Source organism: Euzebyella marina (assembly GCF_014855515.1).
Taxonomy (GTDB): Bacteria; Bacteroidota; Bacteroidia; order Flavobacteriales; family Flavobacteriaceae; genus Euzebyella; species Euzebyella marina.
In genome coordinates, this window is sequence record NZ_JACYFK010000001.1 from 992842 (window position 1) to 1009490 (window position 16649).

Annotated in this window: 16 protein-coding genes and 1 tRNA gene; 7 read left to right on the forward strand and 10 right to left on the reverse strand. The window is 39.0% G+C overall.

What is annotated here, in order from left to right; genetic code table 11:
• Window positions 1-8: 8 nt before the first annotated feature.
• The 3 genes from IL356_RS03915 to IL356_RS03925 all read left to right on the forward strand — a co-directional run bounded on the left by IL356_RS03915 (window position 9) and on the right by IL356_RS03925 (window position 1518).
• Window positions 9-962: a PorP/SprF family type IX secretion system membrane protein gene (locus tag IL356_RS03915; RefSeq protein WP_121847111.1), complete on the forward strand. Its 954-nt coding sequence runs from the start codon at window positions 9-11 to the stop codon at window positions 960-962.
• Window positions 963-1041: 79 nt separating this feature from the next.
• A complete protein-coding gene (gene folB / locus IL356_RS03920; protein WP_121850543.1) occupies window positions 1042-1404 on the forward strand; it encodes a dihydroneopterin aldolase in 363 nt (120 codons plus the stop codon).
• A 43-nt stretch (window positions 1405-1447) separates the two neighbouring features.
• A tRNA-Cys gene (locus tag IL356_RS03925) sits at window positions 1448-1518 on the forward strand.
• A gap of 60 nt (window positions 1519-1578) precedes the next feature.
• On the opposite strand, the gene IL356_RS03930 is transcribed toward IL356_RS03925, so the two are convergent.
• The 3 genes from IL356_RS03930 to rnr form a co-directional block, all read right to left on the reverse strand.
• On the reverse strand, window positions 1579-2256 hold the full coding sequence (locus tag IL356_RS03930; RefSeq protein WP_121847110.1) for a LysE family translocator: 678 nt from the start codon (window positions 2254-2256) through the stop codon (window positions 1579-1581).
• 110 nt (window positions 2257-2366) lie between these two features.
• Window positions 2367-3047, reverse strand: a complete 681-nt coding sequence (locus IL356_RS03935) for a head GIN domain-containing protein (protein ID WP_121847109.1) — start codon at window positions 3045-3047, stop codon at window positions 2367-2369.
• A 56-nt stretch (window positions 3048-3103) separates the two neighbouring features.
• Entirely contained in the window at window positions 3104-5299 is a 2196-nt protein-coding gene (gene rnr / locus IL356_RS03940; RefSeq protein ID WP_121847108.1) for a ribonuclease R, read from the reverse strand.
• Window positions 5300-5947: 648 nt separating this feature from the next.
• Between rnr and IL356_RS03945 the strand changes: the two genes are divergently transcribed.
• From IL356_RS03945 to IL356_RS03955, 3 genes are all read left to right on the forward strand, one after another.
• A complete protein-coding gene (locus IL356_RS03945) occupies window positions 5948-6379 on the forward strand; it encodes an RpiB/LacA/LacB family sugar-phosphate isomerase (protein ID WP_121847107.1) in 432 nt (143 codons plus the stop codon).
• Window positions 6380-6482: 103 nt separating this feature from the next.
• Window positions 6483-7397 carry a cation diffusion facilitator family transporter gene (locus IL356_RS03950; protein ID WP_121847106.1) on the forward strand — a complete coding sequence of 305 codons (915 nt, stop codon included), beginning with the start codon at window positions 6483-6485 and terminating at the stop codon, window positions 7395-7397.
• A complete protein-coding gene (locus IL356_RS03955) occupies window positions 7398-7844 on the forward strand; it encodes a GNAT family N-acetyltransferase (RefSeq protein ID WP_121847105.1) in 447 nt (148 codons plus the stop codon).
• A 51-nt stretch (window positions 7845-7895) separates the two neighbouring features.
• Here the strand turns inward: IL356_RS03955 and IL356_RS03960 are convergent, their stop codons facing one another.
• The 3 genes from IL356_RS03960 to dcm form a co-directional block, all read right to left on the reverse strand.
• Entirely contained in the window at window positions 7896-8276 is a 381-nt protein-coding gene (locus IL356_RS03960) for a hypothetical protein (RefSeq protein WP_121847104.1), read from the reverse strand.
• Between the two features lie 273 nt (window positions 8277-8549).
• A complete protein-coding gene (locus IL356_RS03965) occupies window positions 8550-9152 on the reverse strand; it encodes a hypothetical protein (protein ID WP_121847103.1) in 603 nt (200 codons plus the stop codon).
• A 4-nt stretch (window positions 9153-9156) separates the two neighbouring features.
• A complete protein-coding gene (gene dcm / locus IL356_RS03970) occupies window positions 9157-10383 on the reverse strand; it encodes a DNA (cytosine-5-)-methyltransferase (RefSeq protein ID WP_121847102.1) in 1227 nt (408 codons plus the stop codon).
• Window positions 10384-10423: 40 nt separating this feature from the next.
• On the opposite strand from dcm, the gene IL356_RS03975 reads away from it, so the two are divergent.
• Window positions 10424-11632 (forward strand): C40 family peptidase, encoded by a 1209-nt coding sequence (locus IL356_RS03975; protein ID WP_121847101.1) that lies wholly within the window; start codon window positions 10424-10426, stop codon window positions 11630-11632.
• Here the strand turns inward: IL356_RS03975 and IL356_RS03980 are convergent.
• From IL356_RS03980 to IL356_RS03995, 4 genes are read right to left on the reverse strand one after another with little or no spacing between them, the layout of a single operon-like run.
• Complete coding sequence (locus IL356_RS03980) at window positions 11622-12683, reverse strand: Gfo/Idh/MocA family protein (RefSeq protein WP_121847100.1); 1062 nt, start codon at window positions 12681-12683, stop codon at window positions 11622-11624. The two genes, IL356_RS03975 and IL356_RS03980, sit on opposite strands and share 11 nt — an antisense overlap.
• Window positions 12684-14825, reverse strand: coding sequence for an outer membrane protein assembly factor BamB family protein (locus IL356_RS03985; protein WP_121847099.1), 2142 nt, complete (start codon window positions 14823-14825; stop codon window positions 12684-12686).
• Window positions 14826-14861: 36 nt separating this feature from the next.
• A complete protein-coding gene (locus IL356_RS03990) occupies window positions 14862-15725 on the reverse strand; it encodes a fructosamine kinase family protein (protein ID WP_121847098.1) in 864 nt (287 codons plus the stop codon).
• Window positions 15718-16455, reverse strand: a complete 738-nt coding sequence (locus tag IL356_RS03995; protein ID WP_121847097.1) for a phytanoyl-CoA dioxygenase family protein — start codon at window positions 16453-16455, stop codon at window positions 15718-15720. Before IL356_RS03995 ends, IL356_RS03990 begins: the two co-directional genes overlap by 8 nt.
• Window positions 16456-16649: the final 194 nt, after the last annotated feature.

The following is a 16649-nucleotide window of genomic DNA, read 5'->3' on the forward strand; positions in this document are numbered from 1 at the left end:
ACTAGACCATGCGCAAAATAATATGGACCATGTTGCTCTTCACGAGCGTCATAGCCGTTAGAGCCCAAGAGCTTAACTCACCACAGCTCTCCCAATATTTGGCAGATAACCCTTTTGTTCTCTCGCCGGTATATGCTGGTATCGGTGATCATGTTAAAATCAGGCTCAACGGCCTTACCCAGTGGGTCGGTATCAAAGATGCGCCCCAAACGCAATCGTTGGCGGCAGATATGCGCCTTGGCGAGAAATCAGGTATCGGAGTCTTTCTTTACAATGATAAAAATGGTTACACTAAACAACAAGGTGCCAGGGTATCGTTTGCCCATCACTTGACAATTGACCGCTATGATGACGAATTTCTATCATTTGGTCTATCGTACAACTTCAATCAATTCAGAATAGATGTCGATAAATTCATCGATGCCGATTTTGATCCCGGAGTTATCAATAACCGACAAACAAGCAACCATAACTTTGATGTAGGCGCCATGTATCGCTACGGTAAGTTTTACCTAAGCGCCAACGCTTCTAACTTATTAGGCAAGGATCCGAATAATTTTACTTTTGATGTTGATGAGCCTAATGAATTAAGAAACTACTACGTTTATACCGGTTATCGATACAGAAAGAACAAAAACACCAATCTAGAAATTGAACCTTCCGTTTTGTTCAAAGTATTCGAAAGTGATGGTCGTTCAGAAACAGATTTAAACCTGAAATTCAGATGGTACGATTTCGAAGATTATTATTACGCAGGTGTCAACTACCGTTTTTTGAATGATCAAATCGGAAATCCTTTGTATATCGCTCCTTTCGCAGGGCTTAAGAAAAACAATTTTTACTTTGGCTATTCGTACCAAATAATTCTAAATGAAATTATTACCTATAGTACGGGTACCCATGTGGTGACCATCGGTGTAGATCTCTTCCAAGGTTTAAGTAACTGCCGTTGTACTTATTAAATTCTAAAAACGTTGAAACAAAAATCCTACTACGAGCCTTTGATTAGTTTGATGTAATTTTGCATAAAATTTGAAGGTCTTGGGAAAGGTTAAAGTTGAAAACATTCGTGTGTATGCGCACCATGGGTGTTTAAAAGAAGAAACTGCAATTGGCAGTGAATACCGGGTAGATATTTCTGTGGATGCCGATATTGCTAAAGCAGCCATTTCAGATCGCCTATCTGACACGGTCGATTATGTACATATCAACCACATTGTTAAAGAGGAAATGAAGATACCTTCAAAACTTCTTGAACACGTAGGCCATCGCATCATTACACGAATTTTTAATGAAATTGCCATTGTTGATAAAGCACAAGTATGGGTTTCAAAAATAAATCCACCGATAGGTGGTGATGTAGAAAAAGTTACGGTAGTGTTGAAGGAAAAAAGAAAGGATTAGTTTTCCATTATAAAAGAAACGAATTACCTTTGCGCTTGCAAATGGCATCGTGGCCGAGTGGCTAGGCACAGCTCTGCAAAAGCTTGTACAGCGGTTCGAATCCGCTCGATGCCTCAAAAAAACCCTTAAAGCTTTTATGTTTTGAGGGTTTTATTTTTTACGAGCTTTCCCTCTTTAATTGAAGTGGCCCAGTTCAATTCGCTCAATACCCTCTTCGATATTAAATTGATCCTTAGGTAAAAATCCTTTTACTATAAGAACAATACCGCATATCATCAACACAACTCCGAGACCTCTTTTTACCCAATGTATTCGCTCGATGGTAAGCTTTCTTTTCAGTTGTTTGGCCAGTAATATTTTAAAGAGATCCATTAAGAAGTAAGCACCCAGCATACTGGCAAAAAATACGAACAAACGATTGGGCTCATTATCAAGACTAGGGCCAACGACTATTAAAACACCCAACCAGAAAATAAGTACCCCGATATTTATGAAATTCAATAAGAACCCCTTTACGAACAAACCAAGATAGCTTCGTTTACTTGCCTTTATCTTCTCTTTAATCTTCTCTTTAGGTCTTTTAAAAAAAGTAGTAATCCCATAAACCAGAAGAATAGCGCCACCAAAAACGTAAAGGCCTGGTTGATTACTTAAGTTTTCCAATAATTGAAAACTACTGAAATAGGCTATGCCCAAAAAAACGATATCTGCAAGTATAACCCCAAAATCGAAGCAGAGTGCTGCTCTAAAGCCCCTTATAGCACTTGTCTCTAAAAGAACAAAGAAAACAGGGCCAATCATAAAGCTTAGCAAAAAGCCCAATGGTACGGCTGCCTGTACGTCTTCGATCATTAGTTCTTTATTTAATTATATACTACATCGTTCTTCAGGTACTATTAAAGACCTGATGATAGAATGCAAATTAATAAACTGGTTTTGGTTGATAAAAAGGAAACTAGAAATTACATACGGGTTACCGTACCTCCAAATACTGTTTTTTCATCCATTTTCGCGGGGTCTCCATAAACCAAGACCTCACCGCCGGCCTTCACCGTTGCCTTCACATAATCAGATGCATAAATCTCTGCTCTTGATCCAGCGTTCACATTAACGGTCGAAAATTTCGTTTTTAACTCTTTGCCCTCGTAAACCCCACCGGTATTAATGGCCACATCTTGCAAATCTGAAGAACCGGTTGTCGCAATTACACCACCGGTGACGGTTTTAATCAACAGCTGTTCTACCTGTGCATTTATTTGTAATTCGCCACCTTCTTGAGCCTTCAGTTCAAGAACATCTTGCTGTATGGTGTGGTCCGCAGCTATTCTGGCGTCTTCATTCACATCAATGATTACCAGTTTTTCGGTATAATAAAGATCTACAAAAGTACGATAGCCACTGAAAATCTTATTAATCTGCATTCTAATTTTAAGAACGCCATCATTGTTTACGATTGCTACCTTTTGAATATTCTCACCGGTTATAACGGCCTTATTCTCATTTGATTTTATCAATTTTACAGAGATGCCATCAAAAGCCTTGACCTCCGTAAATCTGGTCAGCTCTTGGGTTATCTTACTATCTTGGGCATTGACCCAAGTAATTAACAATAAACCAACGGTAAGTAAAACGAACTGTTTCATGATGTTTTTAAGGTTGATTTGTTATTAAATAAACAAAATCTATTCCAAAAAGAAACCTATTCACCGTACTTTCCCAGCAATGAGAAATCAAGATGACGTTTAATCAAATCAGTGTCTTTGACCATGACAACAACTTCGTCACCTAATTGATAGGTTTTTTTGGTACGTTCACCAACAATTGCGTATTCTCGTTCATCAAAGATATAATAATCGCCCTTTATATCACTTATTCTCACCATACCTTCGCATTTGTTCTCTATAATCTCGACATAAATACCCCATTCGGTAACTCCGCTGATAACCCCAACAAATTCTTGATCTTGATGGTCTTGCATGAACTTAATCTGCATGTATTTGATGGAATCTCGTTCGGCACTAGAAGCCAGATACTCCATATCGGAAGAATGCTTGCATTTTTGTTCATATACCTCCGCTTTGGCAGAATCACCTCCATCTAAATAATGTTGTAATAGACGATGTACCATCACATCAGGGTACCTACGTATCGGTGATGTAAAGTGGGTATAGTAATCAAAGGCCAAACCGTAATGGCCGATATTATCGGTAGTGTAAATAGCCTTGCTCATACTTCTAATGGCAAGGGTATCTACTAAGTTCTGCTCTTTACGACCCTTTACATCTTCGAGAAGCTGGTTTAGAGAAGCGCTAATCGATTTTTTACTTTGAAAGTTTATCTTATGGCCAAACCTTGAGATAATACCATTAAGGGCCATTAATTTATCTTCATCGGGATTATCATGAACCCTGTATACAAATGTTTTTATCGGTTTTTGTTTTCCAATATACTCAGCCACTTTTCTATTGGCCAATAACATGAACTCCTCAATAAGCTTATTCGCATCTTTCGACTCTTTAAAATAAACGCCCACAGGTTCGCTTGCTTCGTTCAGATTAAATCGAACCTCAACCTTATCAAAAGATATAGCCCCTCTTTGCATACGCCTATCTCTCATTATTTTGGCCAAACGATCCATCTCTAACGTTGCCTTTACGATGTTCTCTGAAACGGAATAAGCCTTATCATCCCTTATAGAAATGTCTTTTGGAATATCTCCTTTTCCAGTTTCGATAATATGCTGGGCTTCCTCATAAGCAAAACGTTCGTTTGAATTAATAACAGTTCTACCGAACCACTGATTTTTGATTCCAGCATTCGCGTCTATCTCAAAAATTGCTGAGAAAGTATATTTTTCTTCATTAGGTCGTAAAGAGCAAGCATTGTTCGATAATACTTCGGGCAACATAGGTACCACTCTATCTACTAAATACACCGAGGTAGCTCTTTCATAGGCTTCATCATCTAGAACCGTATCTTGTAACAAGTAATGAGAAACATCGGCAATATGAATGCCTATTTCGTAATTACCGTTCTCTAACAGTTCAAAAGAAAGGGCATCATCAAAATCTTTGGCATCTTTAGGGTCTATCGTGAAAGTCAGCACATCACGCATATCCCTTCTTTTAGCGATTTCCTCTTCTTTTATAGAGGTATCAAGAGTATCGGCAAAGCGCTGTACTTCCGTAGGAAATTCATAAGGAAGGCCATATTCGGCCAAAATTGCGTGTATCTCTGTATTATGTTCACCTGGTTTTCCTAAAACCTCGGTTACCGAGGCTATGGGCGAATCTGCATCATCGGGCCAGTCTTCAAGCTTCACAACAACTTTATCTCCATCTTCTGCGGTATTCTCTTTACCCTTGGGAATAAAAAAGTCGGTATACATTCTAAAGTCGGTAGGTCTGACAAAACTGAAAGTCTTCTGTCTTTCCATAATACCGACAAACTCTGTCTTTTTTCTCTCAACTACCTTGGTTATCTCACCTTCGAGTTTTTTTCCTTTTCTTTTAGGGTAAATATAAATCTCAACGGTATCGCCGTGAAAGGCCCTTTTCAATTTATTGAAAGGTACGAACACATCGTCATCAAAACCTTCTACGATGATGTAAGCATTGCCCCGACCCGTTAAATCAACAACTCCGGTATGGTACGTTTTGGTAACGGTCGCTACTTTATAACGCCCTCTTTCTTCTTCAATAATACGTTTACTTTGTTTTAATTGCCCCAGTCTTTTGATCAATTGGTTTCTATCTTGGGTATTGTCTAACCCCAACTGAGACGCAATCTGTTTATAGTTAAAAGTTTTTTTCGGATTTTTTTCAAGTACCGTGAAGATTCCTTTTGTAATCTCGTTCTTTCTATGGTTTCTTGCTTTCTTCTTCTTTTTCGACATTAAGTACTTTTCTTATATAAGTGAAAATTACAAATTATAATTCATTGGCCTAGATCAAAGCGCTTATCATCTTTAAGTAAACGTTATCAACACATATATTCATATTAACTTTTTTCTTTTTTAAATTTTAAATAGAAATGGTACTTATGATAGGGTGTTAATAGTGATGAAAAGATTTATTGAAAAAACTTGCTTTGAAACGATGATAAAAGTTGTTCACATTTTTTTAACTTTTAATATCTCAGAAAATCAGGCATTTAAAATCTTTATAAAAGATGGTTTATAACAAGTATGAACATGAATTTTTTGAAAACTCATTGTAAACTTACTGTTAATTTCAAAAGGATTAGTCTTGAAATAACGCTGTAAAATTCGAACAAAATAATTTGCGGAGTAATCGGTAAGTTTTGTAAGGCACTTTTAGCTGGTAAAAACAAAATTTAAGATCTAATTGTTTTTGATAGGTTATTAACAATTAATCCACCTTGTGCATGATACAAATAAACAACCTTCTATAGACCTCTTAAAACAATTGTTGTAAACAGTTACTATTTTGTGGTGTAGCCTTTCTATTTCATACCTTTGTGAAGCTCGGTGTTATCTACTTGGCAAACAGTTTTAAGTATAGCTTCATAATTTACGCAACACATGAAAATTTCTATAGGTAACGATCACGCAGGAACGGAATATAAATTGGCCATTGTAGGGTTGTTAAAATCAATGGATATAGAAGTTCAAAATTACGGTACCGATGGTTCTGATAGTGTCGACTATCCTGATTTTGTTCATCCGGTAGCAGAAGATGTTGAATTAGGAAACGCCGATTTTGGAATTATTGTATGCGGTAGTGGCAACGGTGCTTCAATGACGGCCAATAAACATCAAAAGGTGCGATGTGCCCTTTGTTGGACCAAAGAAATCGTGGAATTAGGAAGGGAACACAATGATGCTAATATTTTAAGTCTTCCTGCTAGGTTTATTTCATTGCCCCAGGCGCTTGAAATGGTCAAAACTTTTCTAAATACCGAATTTGCAGGTGGTAGGCACGAACGCAGAATAGAAAAGATACCTTGTTCATAAAGGCCTTTATCTTTTAAGATAGTTATCAGTTATATTTATACAATCGATTATTATTAATCGAGTGCCCTCCCTTTGAACTATATTACCAATTCGTATAACTATTATGGGCCATTCACATCATAACCATTCTCATTCACATTCTGAGTTGAGTGGCAGAAATCTAGTGATTTCAATACTACTCAATATTGTTATTACCATTTCACAAGTCATCGGAGGTATAATTTCCGGTAGTTTATCGCTTCTTTCAGATGCCCTTCACAATTTTAGTGATGTTCTCTCTTTGGTTGTAAGTTTTATTGCTAATCGTCTTTCAAAGAAAAAGGCATCTACCAGTAAAACTTTTGGTTATAAAAGAGCTGAGATAATAGCTGCTTTTGTAAATGCGGCAACTCTTGTGATAGTTTCCCTTATTTTAATTAAAGAAGCCGCAGAGCGCTTTTTACAACCACAAGAAATAGAATCCAACCTTGTTATCTGGCTGGCACTTTTAGGAATTATAGCTAACGGATTCAGCGTTTTTCTATTGAAGAAAGATGCCGATAACAATATGAATATGAAGTCGGCTTATTTACATCTATTAACTGATATGATGGCTTCCGTTGCGGTACTGGTCGGGGGTATATTGATGAAATTTTACCAAATCTATTGGGTAGACGCGGTTCTTACCTTTGCCATAGCTATTTATCTTATTTATATGGGATATGATTTACTAAAGGAATCTACCAAGGTTCTCATGTTATTTACCCCAAACACTTTGAAAGTACAAGAGATTGTATCGACAATTTCTAAGATAGCATCCGTGAAGAATGTTCATCACGTACATATATGGCAGTTAAACGAGAACGAAATACACTTTGAAGCCCATATTGACTTCAATGAAGATATTCGGCTTTCAGAATTTGATAAGATTTTAGATCAAATAGAAGAAGAGCTGCACCATACATACGGAATCAACCATGTGAATATTCAACCAGAATATGGCAAGCGTGACAGTAAACATATAATAGTTCAAGATTAGATGATTTTGATTGAGGTCAAGCCTTTTTTAGACCTAGGCTTAGAAGAACTGCATGAAATATTAAGATTGCGAAGTGAAATTTTTGTGGTCGAACAGGATTGTGTCTACCAAGATATAGATGGCAAAGATGAAAGGGCACTACATGTGATCGGAAGAAAAAATGGTGAAATTGTAGCCTACACACGTTTATTTAGAGCGGGTGATTATTTTGACGAAGCGTCTTTCGGACGGGTAGCTGTCAAAAAGTCGGAACGAAAATATGGCTACGGAAGACAAATAGTTGGCGCCTCTATAGATGCTATTCGAGACCATTTCTATGAAACGAAAATCAAGGTTTCTGCCCAACTATATCTTGAAAGATTTTATCACTCTTTTGGGTTTAACCAAGTCGGGGAAGGCTATTTAGAAGATGGAATACCCCATATTTCAATGGTGCTCAACAAGTAAAGGCCGCATTTGCAGCCTTTTGTATAGAATTGAATTTTAGAGAATTATCCTTTAGATTTTGATAGGTTCCTTATTACTAAGGTTGATGTCTTGCAACATGCTATCGGTAAACTTATAATGCCCTCTGGTAGTAATAATCCTAAAACGGTTTTGGTTCATTCTACTTAGGGTATCTAAAAACAACCATTTTGTTTTTAGTAATCTCGGTTTTTCCGATTTGAGGCTAATTTCGAAATAGTATTTACGTCCGTTTTTAACTGCGACTATGTCAGGTGTAATCTTGGTCTCAGCACCTTTTGCCTTACGTACGTAAGATTTAGGTGTTTCATAACCCTCCATATCAGCTTTGATATTTTCAAAACCGGTAGCCTCTAAATGACTGATAGACTTCTCTAAAAATTCTTGATTTTCTGACTTTTCTACTTTTACCATACCTTATAAAATAACATTTATAGGCAGAATCACAAATTATAGGGTTTGATTAACAGGAGTTTAATAGTCTTTCAAAGTATTGCGGCTAGCTTTTCTAAATTGAAGGGGTAAAAGTGGCAAACAAACTAATTAGTATGTAATCATCTTTTCCTTTGCATATTACATACAAATTCAAGGGGTCTAAAGACGCGATTTTAAGGATGTAAGGTTTAGAATACTCTAAACATTTAATAGGAAAACGTTGAGACCGACCGATTGGTCGGTCTAAATAGCTCAAACCAAACGTTTGGCCACCCCTTGCTCTATTAAAAAATCGAGTTTTAAAATGAGATTTAAAGGTTTCTCCGCCTTGTTGGAAATTGAGGAATATAGATATCCTTCTTTTCTGTGATGAAATTGTTCAATTACTGACTTGCCGTGAGGTAATTGCTTATTCAAAAATTCTTGGAGACTCAAATTTCTTTCTTCCAATAACTGAAGTAGCTTTTTTCTGTTGACAAAAGTTATTTTACAAGACGTGAATTTATCGGGTTCGTCTTGGTAGATAGCAGTCACAAGTGAGTAGAAATGGGTTCTTTTGTTCGTATCAGATAACCAGCCTGATTTTAATTTTCCTTTTTTATAATAACTAAGTTCGAAAGCAAAAGTAGGTAGGTCGTCGTTTACATAGTCTAATTGTGCTTTTTCATCAACTATAAATTCCTCGTTTGTAGTTTTGTTTACAAGAATCAAATCAACACCTTCCCGTTGCTGTTGCAAATCGTTAACGCGAAGAAAGTTGTAATTTCTTAAATATTTTGAATAATAGTGGTCAAGCAAAGACTGTAGCTTTTGTTCTTTGTTCAGATCTTCTTCAAAAGTACTTTTAAGAACCACTTATTTACATATTTATTCTATCGTATAGCTCTTCGGCTATTTTTTCTACAATACCAACAACTAGGGCATTACCCATAAAAAAAGCCCTTTTTGTGTCTGAGATTCCTTCTACCAAAGTATGGTTATCAGGAAACATGTTCAACCGTTCAAGTTCAATAGGGGTCAATCTTCGAAGGCCTTTGCGGGTTGCTACGACATGTTTAAAACGTGAGGGAGACTTACCACCTTCACCAGTAATAATAGTTCTAGAGGCATTATCCAAAGCATCGGGAAATATCATTTTTCCTTCGCTATAGTTATAGGTGAAACCGTTTTTAGAAGTTCGTATTTCTTTTTTGGCGCCCTTCAAATATTCCCATTTCGAATACTCGTTCTCTAGTATAAAAAATTCTTCTGAAACTTCACCGTTTTGAAGAACATCTCCGAGGGTTATTTCTTCGCCCGAATAATTAGGTTCCGTTTTTTGGGTAGAAACTTTTCCGTCAATAAAAATTCCGGTGTTTAAAAAGGGAGATAACTTTTCACCTTTATTAAAGGTATCGGAAAGCGAGACTAAATCATTCTCGATCGGGAATGAAAACACTTTATTGTTTGAATTTTTAACAGGAAAGACCTTGGCCATGATGCCCTCTTCGGTCATCCAACTTTCTTTATCAGCCTTGGATAACGCTCGATATGCTTTGGTTGATTGATGATAAGCGATAAAAAAAACACGTCGCCTTCTTTGGGGCATACCATATTCTGCGGCATTGATAACCCGCCATTCCACCGCATAGCCCAAATCGTTCAAACTCTTGAGCATAATGGCAAAATCTCTACCCCTTTGAGAAGAGGGCGACTTTAACAAGCGATCTACGTTCTCAAGAAAAAGGTAAGGTACAGGCTTCTTTTTTTCCTTTAAAATTCGATGTATGCTCCACCAAAGCACTCCTTTTTTTCCGATAAGTCCTTTGGAGTTCTGTAGCGTAGTAGCTACCGAATAATCTTGACATGGAAAGCCCCCCACCAATAAGTCGGCATCGGGTATTTCATCGGTAGGAACTTCGGCAATATCTTGATTCGAATGGTTTTCGCTACCAAATCGGGTTTCATATACCATTGATGCGTGCTGGGTTTTGGTACTTGGTTCCCACTGGTTGCTCCAAACGACCTCATACTTGCCATTTTTCTCAAGTCCCAAGCGGAAACCGCCCACGCCTGCAAAAAGTTCTATAACTTTGACTTTGTCCATTAAGGTTAAAGTTAACTATTTGATACCGGAAAGAAGCGCAATGATACGAATTGAAACGAGCAGTAAAAAATTATTTAGAGCAATATTGACGGTGGTTTTAATAACACTCGTCTCTTGTGAAGGAGTAAACTCTGAAGAAAAAGCACTTCTCTCAAAAGTTCATGAAATACGAGAGCAATATGCCCCTGACAAAAGAACCGTTTTGTTCGATATTCGCGTATTTTCCGATGCTAAAAAGTACATTTTAACTGGGGAGACCGACAACGAAATAGCACTGGCCGAGCTTAGAAAAAGCCTGGAAAGTTCTGATGTGGAATATATTGATAAAATCAAGCTTTTACCTTCAGATGAATTGGAGGGCAAAACACATGCCATCGTTAATATTTCTGTAGCTAATTTGCGCAGCAATGCAAAACATTCCGCTGAATTGGCTACACAAGCCACTTTGGGTACTCCGGTCAAAGTTTTAAAGAAAGAGGGGGGATGGTACTATATTCAGACACCCGATAAATATCTGTCATGGGTAGATGACGGGGGAATTCAATTGATGAACGACGATGAGTTCAAAAGGTGGCAATCGGCAGAAAAAATCATTTATTCGAAAACTTATGGGCACTCGTATACGCAAGAGAACACTGATGCCATTGTTTCAGATTTGGTGGCAGGCGATGTAATAGAAACAGTTTCTTCTTCCGATGCATTTTACGAAGTAAAATATCCTGATGGTCGAAAAGCCTTTGTTTCAAAAAATGATGCTGAAAACTATAACGAGTGGATTGACAGAATGAATCCAACAATAGATGATTTGGTGACTACTTCAAAGCAATTAATGGGAGTGCCCTATTTATGGGGCGGTACTTCAACAAAGGGGATGGACTGTAGCGGTTTTACCAAGACCATATACTTTCTGAACGGTATGGTTATTCCGCGGGATGCTTCACAACAGGTACATACCGGTAAATCAATTGATTCCGTTCAAGAATTTGATAACCTTGAAAAAGGAGACTTGCTGTTTTTCGGAAGAAAAGCTACCGATTCTACAGCCGAGAGAGTGGTGCATGTAGGCATGTGGATAGGAAACAATGAGTTCATACATGCTTCGAACATGGTTCGAATCAGCAGTATGGATCCCAATGCCGAAAATTTTGACGAATGGAATCGCAATAGGTACCTACGCACCAAAAGAATACTGAAAGAGCAAGACCCTGACTTGATACACCTGGCCCAAACCCCCCTATTTAAAGAGTAACGGTCTTTCCGGTTTTAAAAGATTCGTCAGCCGCCAGCACAATTCGAAGGCTATTAACGGCATCCCTAAGATGAGTAGCTAAGTCGATATCTTCCAGAATAGCTTTTAGAAAGTACTCCTGTTCCAACAGGCAAAGCCCATCATGGTCGGGCTCATCTGAGGTGTCTATAAGCTTATCCGGCTCCGTGAAATTTCCCTCTCTATCGGTAACGCTATAATGCAATTTCAAGGCACCCGTTTTTGAATGGCTATCTACATCATCAGACTCTCCCTTCGCTTCATCTACTATTGATACACAGCCCTTAGGTCCGATCACATCTTTTACGAAAAAAGCAGTTTCGCTCATCATTGGCCCCCAGCCGGCTTCGTACCAACCCACAGAACCGTCTTTAAAACGGACCTGCAATTGGCCATAATTGTACATCTCCTTATCAATTTCGTCCGTTAATCGCGCCCCAATGGCACTAACGCTGACAGGTACCGACTGTGTCATCAAACACATAATATCTACATAATGCACACCACAGTCTACAATGGGCGACATCGATTTCATGAGTTGTTTGTGGGTATGCCAATGAGCTCCTGAACTTTGTTGGTTAAGATTCATTCGCATAACCAAGGGCTTTCCGAGATTGCGTGCAACTTCTACGAATTTCTCCCAAGCGGGGTGCACCCGTAAAATATAGCCAACCACCATTTTTTTGCCTTTCTCCAAGGCCAAATCAACCAGTTGCTGGGCATCCTCTACCGTGAGTGCCAATGGTTTTTCAACAAAAACATGGCAATCGGCATTCAAAGCCATTTGAATGTATTCGGAATGGGTGTCTGGGTACGTGTTAATGGAAACAGCATCGGGCCGAACGGTCTCCAAAGCGGTTTTATAATCGCCAAAGGTGGGATAGCCGCCTAATTCAAGGGACAATTTTTCCCTGCTTTCAGGTTTACGGCTAACCAGGCCTACAATCTCAAAATCTTCAAGTTGATGATAGGCCCTGGCGTGTGATGTTCCCATGTTGCCACAACCAACTACTAATACTTTCAATTTACTCATTCAATCTTTGTTTTCTAATGCAAAGGCAATTATTTTATTTCCTTTTTTGGTTCCTAATTTTTCACCGCCGCAGGCCAAAACGATGTATTGTTTTCCATTGTATTTGTACATGGCAGGGGTTGCAAATGACGGTGCGGGAAGCTCGTATTCCCAAAGCAGTTCACCATTATGTCTATCGAACACCCTAAAAAAACCATCTCGGGTACCCGCAATAAACAATAATCCGTTTTCGGTAATTATCGGTCCTCCGTAACTTTCTGTTCCGGTTCCAATTCCTTTATCACCTAACTCCAAAGTGTTACCAAAAGGCACGCTCCAAAGATAATCACCGTTATTCAAGTCTATGGCGTGTAAAGTGCCCCAAGGCGGTGAAATGGCCGGAAGCCCCTTACTATCCAAGAATTTCGTATACCCTAAATGTTTATAGGGCACTGCAAGACTATCTTTTGTCGTCACTTTTTCTTCCACCGTATGTTGAATTTCTTGATCGAACAAGAATCGCAAAAGGGCATCCATTTCATCTCCCTTTATTTGTGGAAAACCGGTCATCATTCCCTTTCCTTGGGTAATAATACTAGAAACCTCGTTTTTTTCCTTTCTTAATTGCAAATCGATTAAAGACGGAAAGCCACTAGCTGCAGAACCACTTCTATCCGGTTGATGGCAGGTAGCACAATTTTGTTGGTAAATAGCCTGACCTTTAGGCAACCCTGAAGCTTCATTTTCTGCTTCTCCCATCTGCAAAAGCCATGGCATTTCGTTAGAGTTTACATAGAGAATTCCGTTTATCGGATCGCTACCGGCACCACCCCATTCGGCAGCACCGTCGTAACCGGGCAAAAGCAACACAGGCTCTAGGCTTGGTGGTGAGTACAATCTTTTATCTGCTTTTTTAAAGGTATTGAGTATTTCTTCCCGATTCTCGGCAAAAGGGCTGATATCGTTCTCGGTAAGCTCTGTAGATTGCCTTGCGAATGGTTTTGGTTTAGCTGGAAACGGTTGCGTGGGCCATGCGGCCTCCCCAGTTAATTTGGAGGGCGGTACCTCACGTTCTTGAATATCAAAGAGGGGCTCGCCCGTTTTACGATCAAAAACAAAAACAAGCCCTTGTTTGGTTACTTGGGCCACGGCATCAATTTTTTTTCCGTTACGTTCGACCGTCAAAAGATTGGGAGGAGCAGGGGGGTCACGATCCCATATATCGTGATGGGTGAACTGAAAATGCCATATTTTTTCTCCCGTATTGGCATTAAGCGCTACAAGCGAATTAGCAAAAAGGTTACTTCCTTTTCGAACGCCCCCGTAAAAGTCAGGTGCCGCCGAACCCGTTGGCACATAAATAATTTCAAGTTCTTCGTCAACTGCCATACCGGCCCAATTATTGGCCGCCCCAACAATTTCGCTTTCTCGAACGGAAGTAGCTTCCCAAGTATCGGAACCTTCTTGACCTTCTTCAGGAATGGTCTTAAAACTCCACTCCAATTCACCGGTAACGACATTAAAGGCCATAATATCACCTAGGGCGGCCCCGGCGCCTTCAGAAACCCGAAGGGGCATAACGATGATATCTTTAAAGATGGTTCCAGGTGTGTTGGAAATCAAAAATTTACCTTGCTCACTTTGAGGCAAGCCCTTACGCATATCAATTTTTCCGTTATTTCCAAAGGAGGGAATGGGCTCACCGGTAAGTGCATCCAAAGCGTATAGGTCAGATCCCCTGGTACATAAAATTCTTTTGTCATTGAGTTTTTCCCAGTAAGAAACGCCACGACTAGTAGAGTGCCAAACTTTGACCGAATCGCCAAATTGCCATATTTTTTTGCCCGTACCTGCATGTAACGCTACTATTCGAAGTGCTGCTGTAACACCGTAAACCATGCTATCTATAACAATAGGGTTCATCTGCATTTGCCCCCAATCTTGGGCTTCGTAGGTCCAAGCTACTTTTAAATCGGAAAGGTTTTCTTTAGTAATCTGTGAAAGGGTAGAGTAGTGGCTACGGCCAGAATCGCCTAGGTAAGAAGACCAACTTTCAAATTCATTCGATTTACTTTCTGGCACGGAATCGTCTTTGCATGACAACGACAGACCTGTAAAAAGCAATAGATAGAATAAACGGGCAATTGGTAATTGTTGAGGCATAGCAGTTTGGAAGTGTGTTTAAATGTACTTAAAAACTTAGAAATATCGCCTTAAGATTTGGGTGACCGAACCTTTATACGATGAACCGAATAGGTTGAGGTGCACAAGAAGATAATAGAGTTGATAAAGGTCGCATCTTTCTTTTTCCCCGCTTTCAGCGGGAATAACCTCTCGGTACGCTTCGTAAAATTCGTTTGAAAAACCGCCGAACAAACGCGTCATGGCCAGATCTACTTCGTTATGGCCATAGTAAACGGCGGGGTCAATCAAGAAAGGTTCCCCACTTTTTGAAATTAAAAAATTGCCACTCCAAAGGTCACCGTGTAGCAGAGAGGGCTCTATGTCAGGAAAGAGATGATCACATATTTTTTGAAGTGTATTTTCAGAAGGAACCTCATGCCTTTCCAATCTTTTCAGATCTTGGGCGATTTTCAATTGTGGCAACAATCTCTTCTTTACATAAAAAGAGCTCCAATTTGAATGTCTTTGATTAGATTGTGGTAAACTGCCTATAAAATTTTCAGATTCAAAGCCAAACATTTCACTTTTAATAGGCTGATGTAGGGCAGCCAACTGATGGCCCAATTTTTCAAAACCAATAGCTGAAGGAGGTCTTGGCTCGATATATTCCATAACCAGCAAAGCGCCTTTTTCCAGCTGTTCACATAGCAAAACTTTGGGTATGCCAATTGATTTTGTTTTACCTAGGGCCTGTAAACCTAGGCGTTCTGCCCTGAACATTTCAAACGCCTGGTCACCGAGATGAATTTTACAAAAAAGGTTTTCGTTCTCGCTTTGAATTAGATAAGCCTTTGAAATATCTCCACCGGAAAGAGGCCTTATGCTTTCAATCTTGATACAGAGCAAATATTCAATATGTTGGCGAATAGACTTATCCATTCACTTTGACCTTTCTTTCACCAGTATGATCGATTCCTTTTTCTCTTTCGAGCTCGACCATTTTACCAGGTCTAAAATTTGTGATCAAGGCCCTTCTATTATCAGAGGTCGAATTACCACGGCTATAATGAAGCGTTCCTCCATGATGAAACACACAAGAACCAGGTTGTAACTCAACAAATATGGAGTTTTCTTCACTACCCTCACATCTCAAGGCACCTTTATTGCCTGTTTGAATATGGTTTAAGGGAGGTTGCAAGTGCGATTTTGGTGTGTACCACATACAACCATTTTCTTTGTAGGCATGATCAATTGCTAACCAACAACTCACGGCTCGCTTGTCTGGCATCTCCATCCAGTAGGCCATATCTTGATGCCATGGCGTGATGGTGTCTGTGTAGGGAGCTTTGTTAATCAACATGTCAAAATCAAGCTCAAGGTCTTCACCTAACAGGGTACGGGCAATCTGTAAAGATTTTTGATGAAAAGAGTTGTTCAGCAATTCAGGTACTAAACGGCTAGGGACCATGATTTGGGTGATTTTTTCCTTTTCGGATTCGCTACCCGACAAATCTGAGCGATAGCGCCTAGCATCTATTCGGTTTTCTAAAAAGGCGTCGTATAGGGCGCTGTAATAATCTATATCGTAAGCGGGTATTAGGTTTTCAACGATGAGATAACCCTCAGTATGAAAGAATTTGATATCCGATGAATCTACGAGTTCAATCATCTGGTTAACGTAATTAATTTGTCGTTACACCAAAATACTAATAAAGTTGATGAAAAAAGTATCATCGCAATCCGTAAAGGCTTTAGAACTACCCTCCGATGAAGATGATGAAGAAAATTGAATTGGATCAATTGGTTAATAGGATAAAGACAAGGAAATCTTAAGAAACCCTCGCGAGCTTTTTTAAGGTAATA